Source organism: Gemmiger sp. An194 (assembly GCF_002160145.1).
Classification (GTDB): Bacteria; Bacillota; Clostridia; order Oscillospirales; family Ruminococcaceae; genus Allofournierella.
Window position 1 is genome coordinate 14,824 of record NZ_NFKA01000001.1, and the last position, 22,747, is coordinate 37,570.

General features: G+C 63.3%; 18 protein-coding genes. 8 read left to right on the forward strand and 10 right to left on the reverse strand.

Translation table 11 applies throughout. The annotated features are described in order from the left end of the window. Positions 1-147 precede the first annotated feature (147 nt). From B5F28_RS00065 to B5F28_RS00080, 4 genes are read left to right on the forward strand one after another with little or no spacing between them, the layout of a single operon-like run. A complete protein-coding gene (locus tag B5F28_RS00065; RefSeq protein ID WP_087291720.1) occupies positions 148-3,066 on the forward strand; it encodes an acyl-CoA dehydratase activase in 2,919 nt (972 codons plus the stop codon). A 4-nt stretch (positions 3,067-3,070) separates the two neighbouring features. Beyond that, entirely contained in the window at positions 3,071-4,399 is a 1,329-nt protein-coding gene (locus tag B5F28_RS00070; RefSeq protein ID WP_087291723.1) for a 2-hydroxyacyl-CoA dehydratase, read from the forward strand. 37 nt (positions 4,400-4,436) lie between these two features. Then, complete coding sequence (locus B5F28_RS00075; protein WP_087291726.1) at positions 4,437-5,432, forward strand: 3'-5' exonuclease; 996 nt, start codon at positions 4,437-4,439, stop codon at positions 5,430-5,432. A gap of 30 nt (positions 5,433-5,462) precedes the next feature. Then, the gene (locus tag B5F28_RS00080) at positions 5,463-5,936 is read left to right on the forward strand and encodes a phosphate-starvation-inducible PsiE family protein (protein WP_087291731.1); all 474 of its coding nucleotides are present in this window, start codon (positions 5,463-5,465) and stop codon (positions 5,934-5,936) included. Positions 5,937-6,011: 75 nt separating this feature from the next. Here the strand turns inward: B5F28_RS00080 and B5F28_RS00085 are convergent, their stop codons facing one another. The 6 genes from B5F28_RS00085 to polA all read right to left on the reverse strand — a co-directional run bounded on the left by B5F28_RS00085 (position 6,012) and on the right by polA (position 12,504). Beyond that, positions 6,012-6,428 carry a hypothetical protein gene (locus B5F28_RS00085; protein ID WP_087291734.1) on the reverse strand — a complete coding sequence of 139 codons (417 nt, stop codon included), beginning with the start codon at positions 6,426-6,428 and terminating at the stop codon, positions 6,012-6,014. 129 nt (positions 6,429-6,557) lie between these two features. Next, positions 6,558-7,376 (reverse strand): metallophosphoesterase, encoded by an 819-nt coding sequence (locus tag B5F28_RS00090; RefSeq protein ID WP_087291737.1) that lies wholly within the window; start codon positions 7,374-7,376, stop codon positions 6,558-6,560. 99 nt (positions 7,377-7,475) lie between these two features. Next, on the reverse strand, positions 7,476-8,312 hold the full coding sequence (locus tag B5F28_RS00095) for a DegV family protein (protein ID WP_087291740.1): 837 nt from the start codon (positions 8,310-8,312) through the stop codon (positions 7,476-7,478). A 98-nt stretch (positions 8,313-8,410) separates the two neighbouring features. Next, on the reverse strand, positions 8,411-9,439 hold the full coding sequence (tsaD, locus tag B5F28_RS00100) for a tRNA (adenosine(37)-N6)-threonylcarbamoyltransferase complex transferase subunit TsaD (RefSeq protein WP_087291743.1): 1,029 nt from the start codon (positions 9,437-9,439) through the stop codon (positions 8,411-8,413). A 61-nt stretch (positions 9,440-9,500) separates the two neighbouring features. After that, a complete protein-coding gene (gene rimI, locus B5F28_RS00105) occupies positions 9,501-9,953 on the reverse strand; it encodes a ribosomal protein S18-alanine N-acetyltransferase (RefSeq protein ID WP_158097463.1) in 453 nt (150 codons plus the stop codon). Between the two features lie 31 nt (positions 9,954-9,984). Then, positions 9,985-12,504, reverse strand: coding sequence for a DNA polymerase I (gene polA / locus B5F28_RS00110; RefSeq protein ID WP_087291750.1), 2,520 nt, complete (start codon positions 12,502-12,504; stop codon positions 9,985-9,987). 172 nt (positions 12,505-12,676) lie between these two features. Between polA and dusB the strand changes: the two genes are divergently transcribed. Continuing rightward, positions 12,677-13,651: a tRNA dihydrouridine synthase DusB gene (dusB, locus tag B5F28_RS00115; RefSeq protein WP_087291753.1), complete on the forward strand. Its 975-nt coding sequence runs from the start codon at positions 12,677-12,679 to the stop codon at positions 13,649-13,651. A 5-nt stretch (positions 13,652-13,656) separates the two neighbouring features. On the opposite strand, the gene yfbR is transcribed toward dusB, so the two are convergent. Further along, complete coding sequence (gene yfbR / locus B5F28_RS00120; RefSeq protein WP_087291756.1) at positions 13,657-14,256, reverse strand: 5'-deoxynucleotidase; 600 nt, start codon at positions 14,254-14,256, stop codon at positions 13,657-13,659. A 134-nt stretch (positions 14,257-14,390) separates the two neighbouring features. Between yfbR and B5F28_RS00125 the strand changes: the two genes are divergently transcribed. From B5F28_RS00125 to B5F28_RS00135, 3 genes are read left to right on the forward strand one after another with little or no spacing between them, the layout of a single operon-like run. After that, the gene (locus tag B5F28_RS00125; protein ID WP_087291759.1) at positions 14,391-16,769 is read left to right on the forward strand and encodes a YfhO family protein; all 2,379 of its coding nucleotides are present in this window, start codon (positions 14,391-14,393) and stop codon (positions 16,767-16,769) included. Positions 16,770-16,797: 28 nt separating this feature from the next. Beyond that, positions 16,798-18,948: a Tex family protein gene (locus B5F28_RS00130; protein ID WP_087291762.1), complete on the forward strand. Its 2,151-nt coding sequence runs from the start codon at positions 16,798-16,800 to the stop codon at positions 18,946-18,948. A gap of 34 nt (positions 18,949-18,982) precedes the next feature. Further along, entirely contained in the window at positions 18,983-19,351 is a 369-nt protein-coding gene (locus tag B5F28_RS00135; RefSeq protein WP_087291767.1) for a winged helix-turn-helix domain-containing protein, read from the forward strand. Between the two features lie 48 nt (positions 19,352-19,399). On the opposite strand, the gene B5F28_RS00140 is transcribed toward B5F28_RS00135, so the two are convergent. The 3 genes from B5F28_RS00140 to B5F28_RS00150 form a co-directional block, all read right to left on the reverse strand. Further along, the gene (locus B5F28_RS00140; RefSeq protein WP_087291770.1) at positions 19,400-20,167 is read right to left on the reverse strand and encodes a sulfite exporter TauE/SafE family protein; all 768 of its coding nucleotides are present in this window, start codon (positions 20,165-20,167) and stop codon (positions 19,400-19,402) included. A 140-nt stretch (positions 20,168-20,307) separates the two neighbouring features. Beyond that, positions 20,308-21,315 carry an aspartate--ammonia ligase gene (gene asnA / locus B5F28_RS00145; RefSeq protein ID WP_087291772.1) on the reverse strand — a complete coding sequence of 336 codons (1,008 nt, stop codon included), beginning with the start codon at positions 21,313-21,315 and terminating at the stop codon, positions 20,308-20,310. A gap of 5 nt (positions 21,316-21,320) precedes the next feature. Continuing rightward, positions 21,321-22,568, reverse strand: a complete 1,248-nt coding sequence (locus tag B5F28_RS00150) for a hemolysin family protein (RefSeq protein ID WP_247643360.1) — start codon at positions 22,566-22,568, stop codon at positions 21,321-21,323. Positions 22,569-22,747: the final 179 nt, after the last annotated feature.

Below are 22,747 nucleotides of genomic sequence, written 5' to 3' on the forward strand. Positions count from 1 at the left end.
CAATTCGTTCAAAATTGCGCGGTATGATATACACCGGAGCGCACCGCGCCGCTCCCATGCCGCCGGGGTGTTCTGCAGCCCCGGGCGGTCCGCATTGGTTTTTCGCGGGGGCGGGGCTCCCGTACAGCAAGAAGGAGTGTTTGATACATGCGGGTAGGCTTGGACATTGGTTCCACCACCATCAAGTGCGTCGTGCTGGATGAGCACGATCAGGTCATCTACGATACATACGAGCGCCACGGCAGTCACATCACCGAAAAGGCCGGGGAGCTGCTGGCACGGCTTGCCAAAGAGCAGGTGCCCGGCGGCAAGGCATATCTGGCCATTTCCGGTTCCGCGGGCATGGGCCTGGCGGACGGCTGCGGCGTACCCTTCGTGCAGGAGGTGTTCGCCACCCGGGTGGCCGCCAAGCGGCTGGCCCCCCAGGCGGATGTGGTCATCGAGCTGGGCGGCGAGGACGCCAAGATCCTCTTCCTCTCCGGCGGCACCGAGGTGCGCATGAACGGCAGCTGTGCCGGCGGTACCGGCGCCTTCATCGACCAGATGGCCACCCTTTTGAAGATGAGCCCGGAGGAGCTGAACACCGCTGCCAGCCGGGCCGAGAAGACCTACACCATCGCCAGCCGGTGCGGCGTGTTCGCAAAAAGCGACATCCAGCCCCTGATCAACCAGGGCGCCGCCGCGGGCGACATCGCCGCCAGCATCTACCAGGCGGTGGTGAACCAGACCATCGCGGGTCTGGCGCAGGGCCGGCCCATTCAGGGCAACGTGCTGTATCTGGGCGGTCCGCTCACCTTCAACAGCGAGCTGCGCCGAAGCTTTGACCAGACGCTGGAGCTCACCGGCCTGTGCCCGGACCACAGCCTGCACTTTGTGGCCATGGGCGCGGCCTTCTACGCGGACAAGGAGATGGACCTGGCCCAGGTGGCAAAGGCCATCGGCAGCATCCAGCAGGTGGGAGAATACACCAGCCAGCCGCCCCTGTTCGCCAATAAGCAGGAATACGAGGACTTCCACGCCCGCCACATGCGCGCCAGCGTGCCCCGCGTGCCCTTCGGCGCGGATGTGGGCCCGGTGCACATCGGCGTGGACTCCGGCTCCACCACCGTGAAGGTGGCCGTCATCGACGACAACGCGAATCTGCTGTTCACCGACTACCAGCCCAACCTGGGCAACCCGCTGCCCCTCATCCGCGAGGTGCTGCTCAAGCTGTACCAGAACCACCCCAATCTGGAGGTGGCCAGCGTCACCAGCACCGGCTACGGCGAGGAGCTGGTCAAGCACGCCTTCCGGGGCGATTTCGGCGTGGTGGAAACGGTGGCCCACTTCACCGCTGCCCGTCACTTCCTGCCGGATGTGGACTTCATCATCGACATCGGCGGCCAGGACATGAAGTGCTTCAAGATCGAGGACGGCGCCATCAGCGACATCTTCCTGAACGAGGCCTGCTCCAGCGGCTGCGGCAGCTTTCTGCAGACCTTCGCCCAGGCGCTGGGCTACGATGTGAAGGAGTTCGCGGCTCTGGGCCTGTTCGCGGATAAGCCCGTGGACCTGGGCAGCCGCTGCACCGTGTTCATGAACTCCAGCGTGAAGCAGGCCCAGAAGGACGGCGCGTCCATCCAGAACATCTCGGCGGGCCTGTCCATCAGCGTGGTCAAGAACGCCATCTACAAGGTCATCCGTGCCGCCAGCCCCGAGGAGCTGGGCCGCCGCATCGTGGTGCAGGGCGGCACCTTCTACAACGAGGCTGTTCTGCGCGCCTTTGAAAAGGAGATGGGCGTGGAGGTGGTCCGGCCGGACATCGCCGGCCTGATGGGCGCCTTCGGCGCGGCGCTGCACGGCCGTTCCCTGGTGGAAAAGGGCCACAAGAGCAGCCTGCTCAGCCATCAGGAGCTGCTGGAATTCACCCAGAAGACCCAGAACGTGCAGTGCAACGGCTGCACCAACCACTGCCAGCTCACCGTGAGCACCTTCGCGGGCGGCCGCAAGCTCATCAGCGGCAACCGCTGCGAAAAGCCGGTCACCGGCAAGACCGCCGAGAACGACCTGAACCTGTATGCCTACAAGCAGAAGATGCTGGCTTCCTACAAGCCCGGCCCGTCGGTGCGGGGCACCATCGGCATCCCGCTGTGCCTGAACATGTATGAGCTGCTGCCCTTCTGGCATGCCTTCTTCACCAGTCTGGGCTTCGCGGTGGTCACCAGCCCGGTATCCACCCGCGCCATGTACATCAAAGGCCAGGCCAGCATCCCCAGCGACACCGTCTGCTTCCCGGCAAAGCTGGCCCACGGCCACATCCGCGCGCTGGCAGACATGGGCGTGAAGACCATCTTCTATCCCTGCATGAGCTACAACATCGACGAACATCTGGGCGACAACCACTACAACTGCCCGGTGGTGGCCTATTACCCGGAGGTGCTGGCGGTGAACTGCCCCGAGCTGGCAAACGTCACCTTCATCAACGAGTATGTGGGTCTGCACCGCCCGAAGGACTTCAAGAAGAAGATGTTCGAGATCCTGAACCGGTACTTCACCGGCATCAAGCGGGCCGAGGTGGAGCGCGCGGCCGACATGGGCTACGCGGAATACAACGCCCACATGCAGCGCCTGCGGGACAAGGGGGCCGAGATCATCGCCGCCGCCCGGGCCGAGGGCAAGCGCATCATGGTGCTGGCGGGCCGTCCCTACCATGTGGACCCGGAGGTCAACCACGGCATCGACGCGCTGCTGTGCCGTCACGGCGCAGCGGTGGTCACCGAGGACAGCGTGGCCTGGCATGAGGAGAAATTCCCCACCACCGTGCTGAACCAGTGGACCTACCACTCCCGCCTGTACGCCGCCGCCAAATACTGCACCACCCAGAAGGATATGGATCTGGTGCAGCTGGTGAGCTTCGGCTGCGGCGTGGACGCCATCACCACCGACGAGACCCGCGAGATCCTGCACGAGGGCGGCAAGCTGTACACCCAGCTGAAGATCGACGAGATCACCAACCTGGGCGCGGTGAACATCCGCATCCGCAGCCTGCTGGCCGCGCTGGACGAAAAAGAACGAAAGGGGGAATGACCCAATGGAACCCAATTATCCCCGTTTTACTCAGGAGATGAAAAAGACCCACACCATCCTGATTCCCAACATGCTGCCCCTGCACTTTTCCATGCTGGCGGCGGCGCTGGAATACGACGGCTACCATGTGGAGGTGCTGGGCAACTGCGGCAGCCAGGTGGCGCAGCTGGGCCTGAAGTACGTGCACAACGACACCTGCTACCCGGCTCTGCTGGTCATCGGCCAGTTTCTGGACGCGCTGCAGAGCGGCAAATATGACCTGGACCACACCGCTCTGCTGATTACCCAGACCGGCGGCGGCTGCCGTGCCTCCAACTACATCCACCTGCTGCGCAAGGCGCTGCAGCGGGCGGGCTACGGCCACATTCCCGTGGCCAGCCTGAACTTCTCGGGCCTGGAGAAGGACTCCGGCTTCCAGATGAACCTGTCCATCGGCCGCAAGGCCATCGCCGCGATTTTTTACGGCGATCTGATCATGGCCCTGCGCAACCAGACCTCCCCCTACGAGGTCACCAAGGGTCAGGCCAAGGCGCTGGCGGAACAATGGGTGGACACCATCTGCGGCTGGTTCCACCAGAACAAGGGCTTTTCCGGCGGCGAGATGAAGGCCACCTTCCCCAAGATCGCCAAAGACTTCGCCGCCATTCCGGTGGTGCGCACCCCCAAGGTGAAGGTGGGCATCGTGGGCGAGATCTACGTGAAATATTCCCCCTTGGGCAACAACAACCTGGAGGAGTTCCTGGCCAGCCAGGACTGCGAGGTGAACCTGCCGGGCCTGCTGGGCTTTGTGGACTACTGCATCAGCAACATGGGCGACACCGTGCGCTTTTACGGCGGCAGCCTGGCCGAGGTATGGGGCAGCGAGGCGCTGCTGAAATATCTGGACGGCTTCGAGCGGGCCATGGGCAAGGCCATGCGTGAGGCGGGCTTCCACGCCCCGGCACGCTTTCTGGAGCTGCGGGAGATGGCCAACGGCATCATCAGCCGGGGCAACAAGATGGGCGAGGGCTGGCTGCTCACCGCCGAGATGGTGGAGCTGGTCACCACCGGCTACGAGAACATCGTCTGCGCCCAGCCCTTCGGCTGCCTGCCCAACCACATCTGCGGCAAGGGCATGATCAGCCGCATCCGGGCCATCTACCCCAATGCCAACATCACCCCCATCGACTACGACCCCAGCGCTACCCCGGTCAACCAGGAAAACCGCATCAAGCTGATGATCAGCGTGGGCAAGGAACGGCTGGAGGAGCGCATCGCCGCTCAGGCCGCCCCGGTGCAGGAGCCGGTGGCTGGTCTGGAATCCAAAATCGAAAGCATCCCCGGCGTGCACTGAGCGCCCGGGCTGCGCTGAGCAGGAAAGGAAGCCGCAGATGAGCGACTTTGTGATTTTTGACATGGAATGGAACATGGGCTACCAGCCCAAAACCTTCCGCTATCAGGGCATCGAGCAGACCCTTCGGGGCGAGATCATCCAGATCGGCGCGGTGAAGCTGCGGGACGGTCAGCCGGTGGACCGCTTCTCCCTGACCATGAAGCCCCGCATCTTCCCCCGGCTGCATCATCATGTGGCCAAGGTCACCGGTCTGACCCAGGCCCAGCTGGACGCGGGCGTGCCCATCAAGGAGGGCCTGCGCCGCTTTGCCGAGTGGTGCGGGCCGGATACCGCTCTGGGCGAGTGGGGGCAGGACGACGTGCCCGTGCTCAAGCAGAATCTGGTGCTCTGCGGGCTGGACGCGACCTGGCCCCATAAGTGGTACGACCTGCAGCGGGTCTTCACCAGCCAGCGCCCCCGGCAGGAGGGCGAGGGCATGACTCTGGAGGCGGTGGTGGAGCGGCTGGGCATCCCCAAAAACGACGCCTTCCACGACGCGCTGAGCGACGCGGAATACACCGCCGCGGTGTGCGGCTTTCTGGATCTGGAGCGAGGTCTGGCCGAGTACCCGGATGAGGAGCAGCAGTTAAAGGAGCTGCTCTGCCCGGAGGGCAAAGATCGCCGGAACTTTGTGATCTGGCCCGGCCATGTGGACGGCGAGGCCTGGTCCACCAGCAGCGAGCTGCGGGGCGCAGTGTGCCCGGAATGCGGCGCGCCGCTGGCGCTGGACGGGGACGACATCTGGCTGCGCAAGGGCAACAACTGCCTGTACAGCATGGGCGAGTGCGTCCAGCACGGCCCGGCCCTGATCTGGCTGCGGCGCATGCGGCTGGACGGCCTGCACTTCACCTTTGCCCGGGCCACCGAGCCGGCGGGCAAGGAGGCCCAGACCAAATGGGCCAAGGAAAAGAAAGCCGCGCTGGAGCGGGCCCGCCGCAAGCGGGAAAAGGAAGCCGCCGAAGCGCTGGAACGGGTCCGCAACGCGGGCCGCTGAAAATTGAAGAATTGAGGAGGGACCCCGGTAATGAAACGCAATCGGTTGATTTTCTGCCGCCAGTGGGTGGCAAGAATGGCCAGCATCATCGAAACGGTGGTTGCACTGGTGGTGCTGCTGGCGATTCTGGTGGCGGGTGTAAGGGTGCTGCTGGATGTGCAGGATCTGTTCCTTGCCCCGGATGTGGACGAGGCCTTTACCACCTTCCTGCGCAGTGCCTTCAACGTGGTCATCGGCATCGAGTTCGTCAAGATGCTGGCCAAGCACAGCCCCGGCAGTGCCATTGAGGTGCTGCTCTTCGCCATTGCCCGCCAGATGGTGGTGGAGCACACCTCCCCGGTGGAAAATCTGGTGAGCATTCTGGCTATCCTGCTGATCTTCGTGATCCGCAAGTACCTGTTTGTTCCCGCCTTCGGGGCGCACATGCCCGGCGAGGACACCTTCGGCACCTCCAGCCTGAATCGAAGCCAAAGCGATGCCAAGAGCGAGGAGGACGAGGACTGAGCATCCCGGCAACCGTTTCCCTTCCCAAAGCAAAAACGCCCGGCACACGGTATCGACTCCGTGTGCCGGGCGTTTTTATTCCACGATCAGGTCCGCCTGGCGGCGAATCTGAAAATGCTCCTGATACAGCCGCTCCATGGGAATCCATTCCTCCCGGAACCAGACCTCCTCCCGCCGGGGGAGGGAGGAATCCAGCACACAGGCACGTGCCAGCTGGGCCGGGCTCAGGCTGCTGGCGGCGGCGCCCGCCAGATTCAGCCGGACCACGCCGGAGCCCAGCGGCTCCAGCAGCGGAGCCGTATCGCCGGGCGAAAGGGTGGCATATTCTCCGGCCAGAGCCTGCAGGGCCTCCTGCTCCCCGGAATAGGTACGGGAAGCGTCGAAGGCCCGCTGGCGGCAGTATTTCACCAGATCGGCGGGCTGGGCCAGAGGATGCGCATCCAGATGCTCCCACAGCTCCCGGGTGAATTGAGGCAGAGAAAATTCGTTCATAGGGGTTCACCGCCAAAAAAGCCGGCCCTCCCTTCACAAGCGCGTGGGAAGACCGACTGCAGATCAGGAAAAACGCGAACCGGCCGTGCGATGAGCACGGCCAGCAAAAAACAAAAAGGGAAGGGCGCGTCAGTCCAGCACCACCAGTTCGGGCGGGGTGAGCAGCCGGAAGGGCACGCCGCTCATGCCGATGCCCCGGCTCACGAACAGCTGGGCGGGGCGGTCCGGCTGGGGCCGGTAAAGCCCTTTGGGGAACATCTTACCCCCCGGCGGCAGGATCATTTTGGTGAGCACCGGCACCTGCAGCTGGCCTGCGTGGCTGTGGCCGCTGAGCATCACATCCACCTGGGAAAGGTCCAGGTAGCGGGCCTTGTCCGGCATGTGGCACAAACAGACCCGCCAGCCCTCGGCGGGCATATCCCGCAGCACCCTGCCGTCGGAATAGGGGGCCAGGCCGCAGACCGTGATGCCCGGCGCGGGCTGCACGATTTTATCCCACAGGGGCACAAACCCGCCGTGCTCCATCAGCATCCGGTAAAAAGGCGCGGCGCCCTGGCGCACATCGTGGTTGCCCCACACCGCGTACTTGCCCAGCGGCGCTTTGATGCGCTGCAGCTGGCCCGCCAGCCAGGAGAAGTCCAGCATATGGGCATCCCGGGCGAACTTGGCGAAGAAGTCGCCGCCGAACAGCACCAGCTCGGGGCCTTCGGCGTTGATGGCATCCACCAGCGGCTCCAGAAATTCAGGGGAATACATGGGCCCGAAGTGTACATCCGAGAAAAAGAGGGTCTTCACCGGCGGGCGGCGGCAAAGCTCCGGGCGGCTTATGGTAAGCTGCCGGGGCTCCACCTTCGCGGCATACCAGCCCACCGCGGTCCCGGCAACGGCGGCTCCGGCGGCTGCGCCCAGAAACAGACGGGCGGCCCGATCGGCACGGTTTTGATCCATAGGGTCTGACCTCCTGTGGGGAAATTGTTTCGATACCCTTATTATAACAAAAACGCACCCTGTTTGAAAACAAACAGAGTGCGTGAAAAAAGTGAAAAATCAGTAGCCCACGATGATGCCGCCGTCCTGGGCATAGAAGCTGGTCAGCCCGCTGCAGGGCAGAATGGTCACATCCGCGCCGGGCCATTTGGCCTCGATGCCGTGGCGCAGCAGGTGCGCGGCGTTCTCGTTGAAGCAGTGGCTGATGACCACCGGCGTGCCCTGATAGCCCCGCCGGTCCATCTCTTCCAGAATGAAGGCCAGGGTGCGGGTCTCGCCGCGGGTCTTGTGCAGCATTTCCAGCTTGCCCTCGTCGCTTCCGCGGCCCACGATGCGCATGCCCATCTTGCCGGCCACAAAGCCCACAACGCGGCTCATGCGGCCGTTCTTTACCAGATTGTCAAAGCAGGACAGAGCGAACAGAACCTGCCGGGGGGCGTAATATACCTCCAGCTCCTTCACCACATCCTCAAACTCCAGCCCCTGGCCGATCAGCTCGTTGGCCTTGCGGATGGCCAGTACCATCTCGCCGCCGGTGGACAGGCTGTCCAGCACGTAGATCTTTTTGTCCGGATGGCTTTCCAGCACCATTTCCTTTGCGATCATGGCGCTGTTGTAGCTGCCGGAAAGATTGCTGCTGATGGTCACCGCGATGATGCGGTCCGCCATCAGAAACTTTTCGGCCCATTCCTCGGGGCTGGGGCAGGCGGTGGTGGACGCGCCGTTGTAGTTGCGCATCTCGGCCATCATTACGGCCACATCCAGCGCGGCGTTGTCCACGAATTCCCGGTCGCCCACACGGATCTTCAGCGGCACGGTGGCAAAGCCGGTATCGGGGGCGGCATCGGGCAGGCTGCGCAGTTCGCAGGAGGAGTCGGCAACGATCATCCAAGACATAGTAAATACACTCCCTTTGGGCGGCGCGGAGCCGCGCAAAACCACATAGTTTTTAATACTAGATATATTATATATTATAGAGCCTTTGAATCTGTTCGTCAAGGCGAAACAGTCGAAGCGCAGTTGTAATCGATGGGCAGGGTGGGCAGACCGTTCAGGTCGAGGCCCGCCACATTGCCGCTCTGCAGCTCGTAAAAGCCCTGGGCGGCGATCATGGCCCCGTTGTCGCCGCAGAATTCCACCGCGGGCAGGCAGAGCCTTGCCCCCAGCTTCTGGGCGCCCTCATTCACCAGACAGCGCAAAAGGCTGTTGGCGGCCACGCCGCCCGCCAGGCAGATGGTGGACGCGCCGGTGTCCCTGGCGGCATCCAGCAGCTTGCCCGCCAGAATCTCGTCGATCCGCCGCTCAAAGCTGGCGGCCATGTCCGCCGCGTTCACCGTCTCGCCCCGCATCTCGGCCTGGTTCACCGCGTTCAGCACGGCGGTTTTCAGGCCGGAGAAGCTCACGTTGTATTTGCCCTCCACGTGGGGCACCGGCAGCTTGTAGGCCTTGGGGTTGCCGTTTTTGGCCGCCTTGCTGATGGCCGGTCCGCCCGGGTAGCCAAGGCCCAGGGTGCGGGCTACCTTGTCGAAGGCCTCGCCCGCCGCGTCGTCCACCGTGCGGCCCAGCACCGTGAAGTGGGTATAGTCGGTCACCTGCACGATATGGCTGTGGCCGCCGCTGGCCACCAGGCACAGGAAAGGCGGCTTTAAATCCGGGTGGGTCAGGTAGAGGGCGGCGATGTGCCCCCGCAGATGATGCACCGGCACCAAAGGCTTGTTTGCCGCGTAGGCCAGACCCTTGGCGAAGTTCACGCCCACCAGCACCGCGCCGATCAGGCCCGGCGCAAAGGAAACGGCGATACCGTCCAGCTCGGCGGGGGTCATGCCCGCATCCGCCAGCGCCTTTTCCACCGTGGCGCTGATGTATTCCGCGTGGCGGCGACTGGCGATCTCCGGCACCACGCCGCCATAGAGGGCCTGCTCCGCCACACTGGTGGAGATCACATTGCTCACCAGCTCGCGGCCGTCCTTCACCACGGCGGCGGCGGTCTCATCGCAGGTGCTCTCGATTCCTAAAATATACATTTTGTAATATCACCATGCTTTTCAACAAAAATCAGGGGAATCCGGGCCGGTTCGGCCAGATTCACAGGGCCCGGTGCATGAGGACCGCGTCCTCGGTGGGGTTCTGGTAAAAGCGGGGGCGGCGGCCGTCCGCCGCAAAGCCCGCCTGCTCATACAGGGCGATGGCCCCGGCGTTGGAGGCCCGCACCTCCAGAAAGGCCACCTCCGCGCCCTCGGCCCGCAGCGCCTCCAGACTCCGGCGCAGAAGGGCGCTGCCCGCGCCGGTGCGCCGGGCTTCGGGGGCCACGGTCAGGGTGTAAAGACTGGCCTCCCCGGCGGCCAGCTGCCAGGCGGCAAGGCCCGCCACCGGCCGGTCTTTCTGCTGGGCCACAAACAGCCGGGACGCGCCGCCCGCCAGCTGGTTTTTCAGCTCCTCGGCAAGCTGGGCCAGGCTCCAGGGGTCGCCCGCGCTCTGCTCGATCACCGCACAGACTTCCAGATCGGCCCGCTCCATGGGCCGGATCAAATATTCCACGAAACAACGCCTCCTTTGTGGAAAACCCGCCTTAGTGGGATTCCAGCCAGGTCTTACCCTGGCCCACATCGGCGGTCAGGGGTACGGAGTAGCTCACCGCGCCCTCCATCTCCTCCTTCAGGATGCGGGTCACGGTCTCGGCCTCGGCCTCCGGGGCCTCCACGATCAGTTCGTCGTGCACCTGCAGAATCAGCTTTGCGGCCAGGCCCTCAGCCCGCAGCCGCCGCCATACCTTCACCATGGCCAGCTTGATCACATCCGCCGCGGTGCCCTGGATGGGGGTGTTCATGGCCATCCGCTCGCCCAGCGCCCGCAGGTTGTGGTTCTTGCTGGCCAGCTCGGGCAGCGCCCGGCGGCGGCCGAACAGGGTGGTTACATAGCCCTTCTCGGTGCCGTGGGCGATGGTCTCGTCCATATAGTTTTTCACGCCGGGGAAGGTGGCCAGATAGTTCTTGATGAACTGGTCCGCCTCCTTGACGGTCACGTTGATGTCACGGGAAAGGCTGAACGCGCCGATGCCGTACACGATGCCGAAGTTCACCGCCTTGGCGGAGGAGCGCAGGGCGGGGGTGATCATCTCCGGCGGCAGGTTGTAGATCTTCGCGGCGGTGCTGCGGTGGATGTCCTGCCCGGTCAGAAAGGCCTGGCGCATGGATTCATCCCCGGAAATGTGGGCCAGCAGCCGCAGTTCGATCTGGCTGTAGTCCGCGTCCACCAGGGTGCAGCCGGGCGCTGCCACAAAGAACTGGCGCAGCTGGCTGCCCAGCGGGGTGCGGATGGGAATGTTCTGCATGTTGGGCTCGCTGGAGGAAAGCCGCCCGGTGCGGGCCTCGGTCTGGTTGAAGGTGGAGTGCATCCGCCCGTCCGGCCCGATCACCTTCAAAAGGCCCTCCACATAGGTGGAGTTCAGCTTCTGGTAGGTGCGGTACTGCAGAATGTCGTCGATCACCGGATGCTCCCGGCGCAGGTTTTCCAGCGTTTCCGCGTTGGTGGAGTAGCCGCTCTTGGTCTTTTTGCCGGGGGTCAGCTTCAGGTCCTCAAACAGGGCCTTACCCAGCTGCTTGGGGCTGTTCACGTTGAACTGGTAGCCCACCTGCTCGTAAATGCGGGCCAGGCACCCCTCCAGCTCCTGCTTCATCTTTTCGCCAAAGGCCACCAGGCCTTCCCGGTCCACCAGCATGCCGGTGCGCTCCATGTCCGCCAGCACCAGCGCCAGCGGCAGCTCCACCTCAGCCAGCAGCCGGTCCATGCCCTCCTCGGTCACCTTGGTATCCAGCGCGTCGTACAGCCCGGCCAGCACACCGGCCAGCGGGGCGGCTTCGCACCGGAAGGCGGGCTGGATGCCGTACTCTGCGGTCAGATTTTCCACCGTGTAGCTGCTGGCGGCGGGGTTCAACAGGTAAGCGGCCAGCTTCGCGTCAAACACGATGCTCTTGCCCTCGATGCCGTTTGCCAGTGCCAGATGATACAAAGGCTTTGCGTCGAACACCCGCAGGGTGGCGTCGCTGTCCAGCAGGCGGACCAGCGCGGCCTCGTCCAGCGGGTAGACGGTGTTTTCCTGCACTGCGTACCAGCCCTCGCCCTCCTGGGCCAGCTCATACCGGCCCTCGGGGAGCATGGGCAGCACGTCCGGCTCCACGGCGGCAAGCTCCGGCGCGGGGGCGGCGGCCTTGGGGGTCACGCCCTCCAGACCCAGCCGGGGGGCCAGGCTGTGGATCTCCAGCTCGGCCAGCAGCCCGGCGGCCGCGGCCGCGTCGCCCTCGCCCCGCTTGTAGGCGCCGGGGGCGGTCTCCACCGGGATGGCGCAGTCGATCTCCGCCAGCTTGCGGGAAAGCTCGGCATCCTCTTTATAGGTGGTCAGCTTGGTGCGCACGCCGGGTTTGATGGCGCTGTCGTCGATGTTCTCGTACACGCCCGCCAGGCTGCCGAATTTCTGGATCAGGGCCAGGGCGGTTTTTTCGCCCACGCCCGCCACACCGGGGATGTTGTCCGAGGTGTCGCCCATCAGGCTCTTCACCTCGATGAGCTGCTTGGGGGTAACGCCGTATTTTTCCTCCACGGCGGCCTTGTCCATCACCACGGTCTCGCTGCGGCCCATACGGGTGGCGGCCAGCAGCACGGTCACGTGGTCATTTACCAATTGCAGGCTGTCCCGGTCACCGGTGGCCAGGTAGCACTCGTCGCCCCGGGCGGCAGCGGCCGCGCTCAGGGTGCCCAGAATGTCGTCCGCCTCGTAGCCCTCCTTGGAGACCATCACGAAGCCCAGGTCGGCCAGCAGCTCCTTCAGCACCGGCATCTGCTGGGCCAGCTCCTCGGGCATGCCCTTGCGGGTGGCCTTGTAGCCGTCGTACATCTTGTGGCGGAAGGTGGGGGCCTTCAGGTCAAAGGCGATGGCCACCTCGTCCGGCTGGACCTCTTTCAACAGGTTCAGCAGAATGTTCATAAAACCGTAGATGGCGTTGGTGTAACGGCCATCCTTGGTGGTGAGCAGCTTGATGCCGTAGAAGGCGCGGTTCACAATGCTGTTGCCGTCCAAAACCAGCAATTTCATGGGCAGACCTCCGAAAAAAAACGTGTGTTGGCCGCCCGCGAAAAACAGCGGGCAGCGGTCGCTATGCCATAGCTATATTTAATAAGTATACCACAACGCTGCGTTTTGTGGTACAATAAACCCTGGATTTCTGCCGGGGCGGCGCTCCGGCTTATTCAAAGGAGAAACTGCAATGCAGCTTGGCAATATGACCTTTGCCCCCGGCGCGGTGCTGGCCCCCATGGCCGGCTTTACCGATGCCGCCTGCCGCCGTCTGGCGGCCAACCACGGGGCGCTTTACACCATCAGCGAGATGGTCAGCGCGAAGGCTCTGACCTTTGGCGACAAAAAGAGCGCCCAGCTGATTTATAATGAAAACAACCCGGCCCCCTACGGGGTGCAGCTGTTCGGCGCGGAGCCCGAGACCATGGGCCAGGCCACCGCGCTGATCCAGAAGTACAAGTTCGATTTCATCGACATCAACATGGGCTGCCCGGCTCCCAAGATCAACTCCAGCGGAGCGGGCAGCAAGCTGATGCTGGACCCCAAAAACTGCGGCGACATCGTGGCCGCCGTGGTGAAGGAGAGCCAGGGCAAGCCGGTCACCGTGAAGATGCGCGCCGGCTGGGATGCCGACCACATCACCGCCGTGGAGGTGGCCAAGGCCTGCGAGGCCGCGGGCGCGGCGCTGGTGGCGGTGCACGGCCGCACCCGGGAGCAGATGTATCAGCCCGGAACCGTGGACTGGAAGATCATCGAAGCGGTGAAAAAGGCGGTGAACATCCCGGTGCTGGGCAACGGCGACATTGAATCCGCCGCCGACGCGCTGGCCATGGTGAACGCCACCGGCTGCGACGGCGTGATGGTGGGCCGTGCCGCGCTGGGCGACCCCTGGATCTTTGCCGAGATCAAGGCCGCCTTAAACGGTGAGCCTGCCCCGGAAAAGCCCACCCTCCGCCAGCGGCTGGAGGCTTTGCGCACCCAGGTGTATGAGATGTGCGAGGAAAAGGGCGAGTGGGTAGCCATGCCCCAGGCCCGCAGCCAGGCCCTTTATTACATGCGGGGCCTCAAGGGCGCGGCGGGGCTGCGCCGGGCCTGCTGCCAGCTGAGCCACTACGAAGACCTGGACGAGCTCTTCCAAAAAGTATACGACGCGGGCAACCGCTGAGCGGTTCAGTCCGCGCTCTGGCCGGTCAGCTCATCCAAAGGCTGGGCGTAGCAGGGCAGCATGTGTACGATGAAATAGTCCGCCTCCGGGCAGTTCATTTCCTTTAATGCGGCCCGCTGCTGGGTCAGCGCGGCGGCAAACTCCCGGTTGCCCGCCTGCACCTCCTCGGTGCATTTGATCAGGGCGCTCAGCCGGTCCGCCGCCTTGAGCAGCCTGGCCTCTTCTTCGGTGAGCAGGCTGCCGGTCACGTAACCGGCCATCTCGCCCCGCAGCTGGGGCGGCAGATACCCCAGAAGGGCGGCGGCGCTTTCGTCTTCCAATGCCTTGTAGGCTTTGCGCAGCCGCTCGTTTTTGTATTTCACCGGGGTGGGCATGTCGCCTGTGAGGATCTCCTGCGCATCGTGATACAGCGCCGCCACCGCCACCGTCTCCGGCCGCACCGGCGTGCCGGTGATGCGTTGGGCGATCAGGCACAGGGTATGGGCCAGAATGGCGGTGTCCGCCGCGTGTTCGCTCAGGCTCTCGGTGCGGGAGGCGTGCATCAGGCTCCACCGGCGGATGTATTTCATCCGGCTCACCAGTGCGTTGAAGGAATAGATTTTCATTTCTTTCACACTCCTGGGTGTTATACTGAACTTTATCTGCGCCCACCGGGCGCTTTCTGAAAACACTATATCATATTTTCCCGCACGGGGGCAGCCCCGGCGCGGCGAAAGAAAAAGGATGTGAGGTGCGTTCTATGATACGCCCACTGGAAAAACCACAGAACAAATACTGGCTCACCTTTGCGCTGTGCGGCCTGGCCGCCGCGCTGATGTTCCTGCCGTTCTATATTGTGGACAAAGGCTTCTTTTTGTACGCGGGGGACTTCAACAGCCAGCAGATCGCCTTTTACTATTCCGCCAATGAATTCGTGAAATCCGGCGGCGGCTCCTTCAGCTGGGCCACCGACCTGGGCAGCGGCTTTCTGAACAGCTACGCCTTTTATCTGGCGGGCAGTCCCTTCTGGTGGCTGAGCCTGCTGTTCCCGGCGGCCTGGCTGCCTTATCTGATGGTGCCGCTGCTCTGTTTGAAATTCGCCGTGGCGGGCGGGGGCGCGTACCTGTGGATGCGCCGCTACACCCGCAAGCCCAATATGGCGGTGCTGGGGGCCTGCATGTATGCCTTTTCCGGCTTCACCGTGTACAACGTGTTTTTCAACCATTTTGTGGATGTGGTGGCGCTGTTTCCTTATCTGCTCTGGGCGCTGGACGCGGCGGTGTACGAAAAGCGCCGGGGCCCCTTTGCGGTGCTGGTGGCGCTGAACCTACTCAACAACTACTTCTTCTTCGCCGGTCAGGTGGTGTTCCTGGCCATCTACTTTATCTGCATGGTGCTGGCCGGGCGGTACAAAATCAATGGCCGCACCTTCGGCGCGCTGGCCTTCGAGAGTCTGGCGGGCGTGGGCATGGGGGCCATTCTGGCCATCCCCACCATGCTCAGTTTGCAGAACAACCCCCGGGTGTCCAGCTTTTCCGATGGCTTCGGCCTGCTGCTCTACGGCAATGTGCAGCAGTACGCCGCCATTCTTTACAGCTTCTTCTTCCCGCCGGACTGCCCCTACATGCCGGTGATCTTCGATTCCGGCGTTATTAAATGGACCAGCATGACCGCCTATCTGCCCCTGGTGAGCATGATGGGCGTGCTGGCCTACTGCCGGTGCAAAAAGGGCACCGCCTTCAAGTGGATTCTCAGCGTCTGCCTGGTGATGGCACTGGTGCCGGGGCTGAACTCCATGTTCTACGCCATGAACTCCAGCTACTACGCCCGCTGGTACTACATGCCGGTGCTCATCATGTGCGCGGTCACCATCTACGGGCTGGAGCACGAGGACGAGGTGGACCTGAAAAAGGGCCTTCGTCCCACGCTGGCGGTGCTGCTGGCCTACTGTGCCTTCGCGCTGGTGCCCACCGAGACCGACGACGGCGGCTGGAAGATCGGCGTGATGGACTACCCGGAAAAGTTCTTTTTGAACTTCGGCATCGCCTTCATCGGGGTGCTGCTGTTCTGGGTGCTGTGGCTCATGTACAAGCGCACGCCCCAGCTGCCCCGGCGACTCACCGCCGCGGTGCTGGCCTTCGGCTGCCTGTACGGCGCGGTGCACATTGCCATTGGCAAGTTTGCCCAGTGGGACAACGACAAGGACTTTTATCAGCAGCAGTATGTGGACGGCCGGGCTCTGGCGGAGATTCTGCCGGAGGGCGCCTACCGCATCGACGACTACGAATGCTACGATAACCTGGGTCTGTGGGTGAACCGGAGCGACCTGCAGACCTTCAACTCCACCGTGGCCCCCTCCATTCTGGAGTTCTACCCCCAGGTGGGCGTGAAGCGGGATGTGCGCAGCGCCCCGGAGGTGGACGAATACGCCCTGCGGGGTCTGCTGAGCGTGAAATACACCATCTGCCCGGTGGACAAGCAGGAGGAATTTGAGGAAAAAGCCGGCGACAACTGGCGCTACTGGACAACCCAGGGCCAGCTGGCAGTGTATGAGAACACCGACTGGCTGCCCATGGCCTACGCCTACGATGCCTACATCACCGAGGAGGAGTACGAGGACATCCCGGAGGAATACCGGGACAATCTGCTGGTGCGGGCCATGGTGCTCAGCGAGGAGCAGGTGAACACCTGGGGCGGCGGACTGCGCCACCTGACCGAGGCCGAGCAGACCGACTTCGACCGGGCCAGCTACGAGGAGGATCTGGACGACCGCCAGGCCATGGCCGCCAGCAGCGTCGCGCTGGACAACTGGGGCCTTACCGCCAACATCCAGCTGGAAAACAGCACCCTGGTCTTCTTCCCGGTGCCCTACGACGCGGGCTTCACCGCCATTGTAAACGGCGAGGAGGCCCCGGTGCTCAAGGTCTCCGGCGGACTGATGGCGGTGCCTGCCTCCGCGGGCGACAACACCATCCGGCTGGAATATCATACCCAGGGCCTGAATGTGAGCCTTGCTCTGGCGGGAGTGAGCGCCGTGGTCTTTGCGGGCTATCTGGTGCTGTGCGCCCGTGCCCGCAAAAAGCACCGGGCGGCTCTCGCGGAAAAATATCATCTGGACCCGCCGCAGCCCCGGCAGTAAGACCGGAACACAAAGGAGAAAGAACCCAATGGATTTTGCAAAGATTCTTGCCGGGGAGCTGAACGTTCCCGAGCAGTATGTTTCGGCGGCCATCCGCCTGATCGACGAGGGCAACACCATTCCCTTCATTGCCCGTTACCGCAAGGAGGCCACCAACGCCATGGACGACCAGGTGCTGCGCCAGCTGGCCGACCGGCTGGAGTACCTGCGTGGTCTGGAAAAGCGCAAGGGCGAGGTGGCGGCTACCATCGAAGAGCTGGGCGCCATGACTCCGGAGCTGCAAAAGGCTCTGGACACCGCCAAGACCCTGGCCGAGGTGGAGGATATCTACCGGCCCTACAAGCCCAAGCGCAAGACCCGCGCCAGCGTGGCAAAGGCCCGCGGGCTGGAGCCGCTGGCCCAGGCCATCTTCGCCCAGAAGCCGGGCCTGGATGTGAACGCCGAGGCGGAGAAGTACATCAATGACGAGGTGCCGGATGCCGAAGCCGCTCTGGCCGGTGCGCGGGACATCATCGCCGAGCAGGTGAGCGACGACGCGGCCCTGCGCGCCCAGCTGCGCCGCTTTTATCAGACCTTCGGCCTGGTGAAGAGCAAGGCCGCCAAGGAGGAGGACAGCGTCTATGCCGGGTACTATGATTTCAGCCAGGCGGTGAACAAGATCGCCGGTCATCGGGTGCTGGCTCTGGACCGGGGCGAGCGGGAAGGCTTTCTGAAGGTGACCGTGGAGGTGGACGCGGAAAAGGCCGTGGGCGGTATCCGCCGCATGTTCGTGAAGGCGGGCGGCGGCCCCAGCGCGGCCCAGGTGAGCGCCGCGGTGGAGGATGCCTACACCCGGCTGATCCACCCCAGTCTGGAGCGTGAGGTGCGCTCCAACCTGTCCGACGAGGCCGCCGAGGGCGCCATCCAGGTGTTCGGCGAGAACCTGCGCCAGCTGCTTTTGCAGCCCCCTATCAAGGGCAAGGTGGCCCTGGGCATGGACCCGGGCTACCGCATGGGCTGCAAGCTGGCCGTGGTGGACGAGACCGGCAAGGTGCTGGACACCGCGGTGGTCTTCCCGGTGCCCGAGTTCAAGAAGGTGGATCAGGCCAAGGCGAAGGTAAAGGACCTGATCCGCCGCCACCATGTGCAAATCATCGCCATCGGCAACGGCACCGCCGGCAAGGAGACCGAGATCTTCGCCGCCGAGGTCATCCGGGAGCTGGGCGGCGGCGTCCAGTACATGGTGGTCAGCGAGGCGGGAGCCAGCGTCTACTCCGCCAGCAAGCTTGCCGCCGAGGAGTTCCCCCAGTTCGACGTGAACCTGCGCAGCGCGGTGAGCATTGCCCGCCGTTTGCAGGACCCCCTGGCCGAGCTGGTGAAGATCGACCCCAAGGCCGTGGGCGTGGGCCAGTACCAGCACGACATGCCCCAGAAGCGGCTGAACGAAACGCTGGACGGCGTGGTGGAGGCCTGCGTGAACAGCGTTGGCGTGGACCTGAACACCGCCAGTGCACCCCTGCTGGCCCGGGTGGCGGGCCTGAGCGCCTCCACCGCCAAAAACGTGGTGGCCTGGCGGGAGGAGAACGGCGCCTTCGCCAGCCGTGCCCAGCTGAAAAAGGTGAAGGGTCTCGGCCCCAAGGCCTTTGAGCAGTGCGCGGGCTTTTTGCGCATTCCCGGGGCCAAAAAGGCGCTGGACGGCACCGCCGTCCACCCGGAAAGCTACCCGGCGGCGGAAAAGCTGCTGAGCCTGTGCGGCTTTGCGGACAAAGACATCGGCACCGAGGCCATCCAGGCTCTGCCCAAAAAGGCCAAAGAGATCGGCTTTGCCGCCCTCTGTGCCGAGACCGGCGCGGGCGAGCCGACTTTGAAGGATATCATCGCCGAGCTGCTGCGCCCCGGGCGGGACATGCGCGACGAGCTGCCCGCGCCCATGCTGCGCAGCGACGTGATGAGCCTGGAGGACTTGAAGCCCGGCATGGAGCTGATGGGCACCGTGCGCAACGTGATCGACTTCGGCGCGTTTGTGGACATCGGCGTGCACCAGGACGGCCTGGTGCACATCAGCCAGCTGAGCGACAAGTTCATCAAGCACCCCAGCCAGGCGGTGAAGGTGGGCGACGTGGTCAAGGTGAAGATCCTGGATGTGGATCAGAAGAAAAAGCGCATCAGCCTGACCATGAAGGGGCTGAACAAGCAGTAAATCAAGGCAGAGAAGGGAAAGGGAGGAAACAGCCATGCAGGTAAAATTCAGCGTGTACTTTTGCAGCGACGAGGGCGAGCGTTTTTTCGGCGCTGGCCCCTGTGAGCTGCTGCTGGAGGTGGAGCGGCTGGGCAGCCTGCGGGCTGCGGCCCAGCATCTGGGCATGGCCTATACCAAGGCCTTTTCCATGGTCAAGCGGGCGGAACGGGAATTCGGCTTCGCCATGACCCAGCGGACCATCGGCGGCAAGGGGGGCGGCGGCAGTACCATCACCCCTCAGGCCAAGGAGCTGCTCATGCGCTATCAGGCCTACCGTACCGCCTGCGGCCAGAGCGCCCAGGATCTGTACAACACCTATTTTTCCTCGTTCCATCCGGAAAAGGATCTTCCCCCGGAGCAATAAAAAAAGCCGCGGAGCATTCTCTTTTGGAATGCTCCGCGGCTTTTTTGATTACAGATAATGCACCGCGATCATGATTACACCCAGCACGGTGAGCACTGCGCCGGTGGCCCGGTTGAGCACCACCGGGCTGGCCCGGTTGGCGAAGCGGGCGGCAATGAGCGCCCACACCAGAGTAAACAGCATGCACAGCGCCAGCACCAGAGCGTCCGGTGTGCCGCCGATGGCAAAGTGGGAAACCGCGCCGGTGAGGGCGGTGAAGGTCATGATGAACACACTGGTGCCCACCGCGGTCTTCAGCTCGTAGCCCAGCACGCTGGTAAGGATGAGCAGCATCATCAAACCGCCGCCCGCGCCCACAAAGCCGCAGATGAAGCCGATCACCACGCCGCAGCCCAGCGATTGCAGGCAGCTCACCAGCGGCGAGAGCCCGGCCCGCTTCTCCTTAGTGGTGGTCACCGGCAGCACGATGAATTTCAGCCCCAGGAACAGGGTCATAAACAGCGAGAAGCCGCCCATGGTCTGGCTGGGCATCAGGCTGGCGGCCCAGCTGCCCACCATGGTGAAGAGAAGCACCGCGGCCATCATCACCAGTCCGCCCCGGATGTCCAGGTTTTTATTTTTGCCGTAGGTGTAGGCGGAGGCGGCGCTGGCGAGCACGTCGCTGGCCAGGGCGATGCCCACCGCCAGATAGGGGTCCATGTGCAGGAAGGTGATGAGCATGGGGCTGATCACCGCGGCGGCGCTCATGCCGGCGAAGCCGGTGCCCAGGCCCGCGCCCATCCCCGCAAAAAAGCATACGATCAGGCTCAAAAGCATCTTACCGTTTCCTCACTTTTCCAATTTCCAAAATGTCAAAGAGAAGAATAGCGCAAAAAGGCGAAAATTTTGTGAACAGTCCGAAAAAAGACCCGGCCTTCCATTCCGGAAGGCCGGGAACCTGTAACATCAGGAAAATATCACAGCAGGGGAACACCGGCGGCGCGGCAGGCGGCGCGGGTCTCGTCGTCCCACAGGCTCACCTGTACCTCGCCCACGTGTGCCTTGCCCAGCAGCAGCATGCACAGACGGCTCTGGCCGATGCCGCCGCCGATGGTCAGGGGCAGCTCGCCCGCCAGCAGCATCTGGTGGAAGGGCAGGGCGCGGCGCTCGTCGCAGCCGGCCTCGCTCAGCTGCCGGTCCAGCGCGGCGGGGTCCACGCGGATGCCCATGCTGCTGATCTCGATGGCCTGTTCCAGCGGCTCGTGCCAGAACAGCAGGTCGCCGTTCAGGGTCCAGTCATCGTAGTCGGGGGCGCGGCCGTCGTGGGGCTTGCCGCTCTTCAGCTTGCCGCCGATCTGCATGATGAAGATGGTGCGGTGCTCCTTGGCAAAGGCGTTTTCCCGCTCCTTGGGCGACAGGCCGGGGTACAGATCCTCCAGCTCTTGGCTGGTCACGAAGGTGACCTCGCGGCACAGGCTGGTGTTCAGATCCGCGAACTGCCATTTCAGCTCATCCAGGGTGGAGCTGATGGCGTACACGATGTTCTGCACCGTGTGCTGCAAAAATTCCGGGGTGCGGTCCTGGGCGGTGATCACCTTTTCCCAGTCCCACTGGTCCACGTAGATGGAGTGCAGATTATCCATCTCCTCATCCCGGCGGATGGCGTTCATGTCGGTTACAAGGCCGTTGCCCACCCGGAAGCCGTACTGATGCAGGGCCAGCCGCTTCCACTTGGCCAGGCTGTGAACCACCTGGGCGCTGGAGCCGGTGGCGGGCACGTCGAAGCTGACCGGGCGCTCCACGCCGTTCAAGTCGTCGTTCAGGCCGGTGGCCGGGTCCACGAACAGGGGCGCGGTGACCCGCTTCAGATGCAGTGCGGCGCAGAGCTTCACCTCGAAGATCTGCTTGATCAGGCCGATGGCCTTCTGGGTGTCGTAAAGGCCCAGGCAGGGCGTGTAGCCGCTGGGCAGCACGGTCTTGTTCATTGGTGTTATTCCTCCTCGGGCTTGGGTTCGATGCGCACCAGCAGGCTCAGAATGCGCTTGTCCTCCACTTTTTCCACGGTCACGTGCAGGTTCTGGAACACAAAGTGCTCGCCGGGCTCGGGGATGTGCTCCAGGCACTCCAGGGCCCAGCCGGCCACGCTGGAATAATCGCTTTCAAACCCTTTGAATTTCAGGTCCAGCTCATCGAACAGGTCGTCGATGTTCACCTCGCCGGCCACCCGGTACAGGTTATCCTCCAGCTTCTGGATGGGCAGCTCCTCCACCTCGTCGGTCTCGTCGAAGATCTCGCCCACCAGCTCCTCCAGCACGTCCTCCATGGTCACAAGGCCCAGGGTTCCGCCGTAGTCGTCGGTCACGATGGCCATGTGCTGCTTTTTGCGGCGCAGCTCGGCCAGCAGGTCGTTGATGTGCTTGGTGCGGTAAACGAAGGGAATGTCGCGGCAGAGCTCGCGCACATTCACGGGCTTGTTCTGGGCCAGGCAGTTGAACAGGTCCCGGGTGTGCAGCATACCGATGATGTGATCGATGTCGTTCTCATACACCGGGATGCGGGTGTAGCTGTTGGCCAGCACGGTGGCGATCACCTGATCCACCGGCTCGTTCACATCCACAGCCAGCATATCCACGCGGGGAATCAGGATCTCCTGCACGGTGATATCGTCGAAGTCGATGACCGATTGGATGATGTCGGTCTCCTGACTGTCCAGCACGCCTTCTTCCTCCACCGTGTCGATGATGGTCTTCAGTTCGTCCTCAGTCACGCTGGGCTGATCGTCCGCCGCCTTGCGGCCGAAGGCCAGCTTTTTCAGCAGCACGAAGAACATTACCAGGGGGGCGAACAGCTTGCGCAGCATGTCGATGATGCCGGCGACCCGGATGGCGATGGATTCCGCGTGCTCCTTGGCCACGCTTTTGGGCAGAATCTCGCCGAAGATCAGCACCAGCAGGGTCATTACCACGGTGGAAATCGTGGGGCCCCACTGCTGGCCCACAATGGCGATCGCCACTACGGTGCCCAGCGAGGAGCTGGCCATGTTTACGATGTTGTTGCCGATGAGGATGGTGGAGATGGTCTTGTCGTAATCGTCGGCGATTTTCAGCGCAAGGGCCGCTCCCTTATCGCCGCTTTCCGCGCGGTTGCGCATACGGATGCGGTTGAAGGAGGAAAGTGCGGTCTCGCTGCCGGAAAAGAAGGCCGAACCGGCGACCAGAAGAAGAAGAAACAGGTACATACTAGGGCCAGGCGTATCCAAAAACAATCACGAACCTTTCTGAATTCTCAAATGTATTTTTCGGGCTGCAGCCCCCGCAGCGGGGCAGGGGTTACCTTATTATATATAACAGAACATGGCCGACAATGCAACAAAAATATGGCGAAGGTTGTTGCAGCAAAACAATGTGTTTTTGCCTA

Excerpts from the sequence above, each read along its gene's own strand:
- B5F28_RS00135 (WP_087291767.1), top strand. The coding sequence starts at position 18,983 with ATGCAGGTAAAATTCAGCGTGTACTTTTGCAGCGACGAGGGCGAGCGT.
- B5F28_RS00085 (WP_087291734.1), bottom strand. The coding sequence starts at position 6,428 with ATGAACGAATTTTCTCTGCCTCAATTCACCCGGGAGCTGTGGGAGCAT.
- dusB (WP_087291753.1), top strand. The coding sequence starts at position 12,677 with ATGCAGCTTGGCAATATGACCTTTGCCCCCGGCGCGGTGCTGGCCCCC.
- polA (WP_087291750.1), bottom strand. The coding sequence starts at position 12,504 with ATGAAATTGCTGGTTTTGGACGGCAACAGCATTGTGAACCGCGCCTTC.
- tsaD (WP_087291743.1), bottom strand. The coding sequence starts at position 9,439 with ATGTATATTTTAGGAATCGAGAGCACCTGCGATGAGACCGCCGCCGCC.
- B5F28_RS00090 (WP_087291737.1), bottom strand. The coding sequence starts at position 7,376 with ATGGATCAAAACCGTGCCGATCGGGCCGCCCGTCTGTTTCTGGGCGCA.
- B5F28_RS00095 (WP_087291740.1), bottom strand. The coding sequence starts at position 8,312 with ATGTCTTGGATGATCGTTGCCGACTCCTCCTGCGAACTGCGCAGCCTG.
- B5F28_RS00070 (WP_087291723.1), top strand. The coding sequence starts at position 3,071 with ATGGAACCCAATTATCCCCGTTTTACTCAGGAGATGAAAAAGACCCAC.
- B5F28_RS00065 (WP_087291720.1), top strand. The coding sequence starts at position 148 with ATGCGGGTAGGCTTGGACATTGGTTCCACCACCATCAAGTGCGTCGTG.
- B5F28_RS00130 (WP_087291762.1), top strand. The coding sequence starts at position 16,798 with ATGGATTTTGCAAAGATTCTTGCCGGGGAGCTGAACGTTCCCGAGCAG.
- asnA (WP_087291772.1), bottom strand. The coding sequence starts at position 21,315 with ATGAACAAGACCGTGCTGCCCAGCGGCTACACGCCCTGCCTGGGCCTT.
- B5F28_RS00140 (WP_087291770.1), bottom strand. The coding sequence starts at position 20,167 with ATGCTTTTGAGCCTGATCGTATGCTTTTTTGCGGGGATGGGCGCGGGC.
- B5F28_RS00150 (WP_247643360.1), bottom strand. The coding sequence starts at position 22,568 with ATGTACCTGTTTCTTCTTCTTCTGGTCGCCGGTTCGGCCTTCTTTTCC.
- yfbR (WP_087291756.1), bottom strand. The coding sequence starts at position 14,256 with ATGAAAATCTATTCCTTCAACGCACTGGTGAGCCGGATGAAATACATC.
- B5F28_RS00080 (WP_087291731.1), top strand. The coding sequence starts at position 5,463 with ATGAAACGCAATCGGTTGATTTTCTGCCGCCAGTGGGTGGCAAGAATG.
- B5F28_RS00075 (WP_087291726.1), top strand. The coding sequence starts at position 4,437 with ATGAGCGACTTTGTGATTTTTGACATGGAATGGAACATGGGCTACCAG.
- B5F28_RS00125 (WP_087291759.1), top strand. The coding sequence starts at position 14,391 with ATGATACGCCCACTGGAAAAACCACAGAACAAATACTGGCTCACCTTT.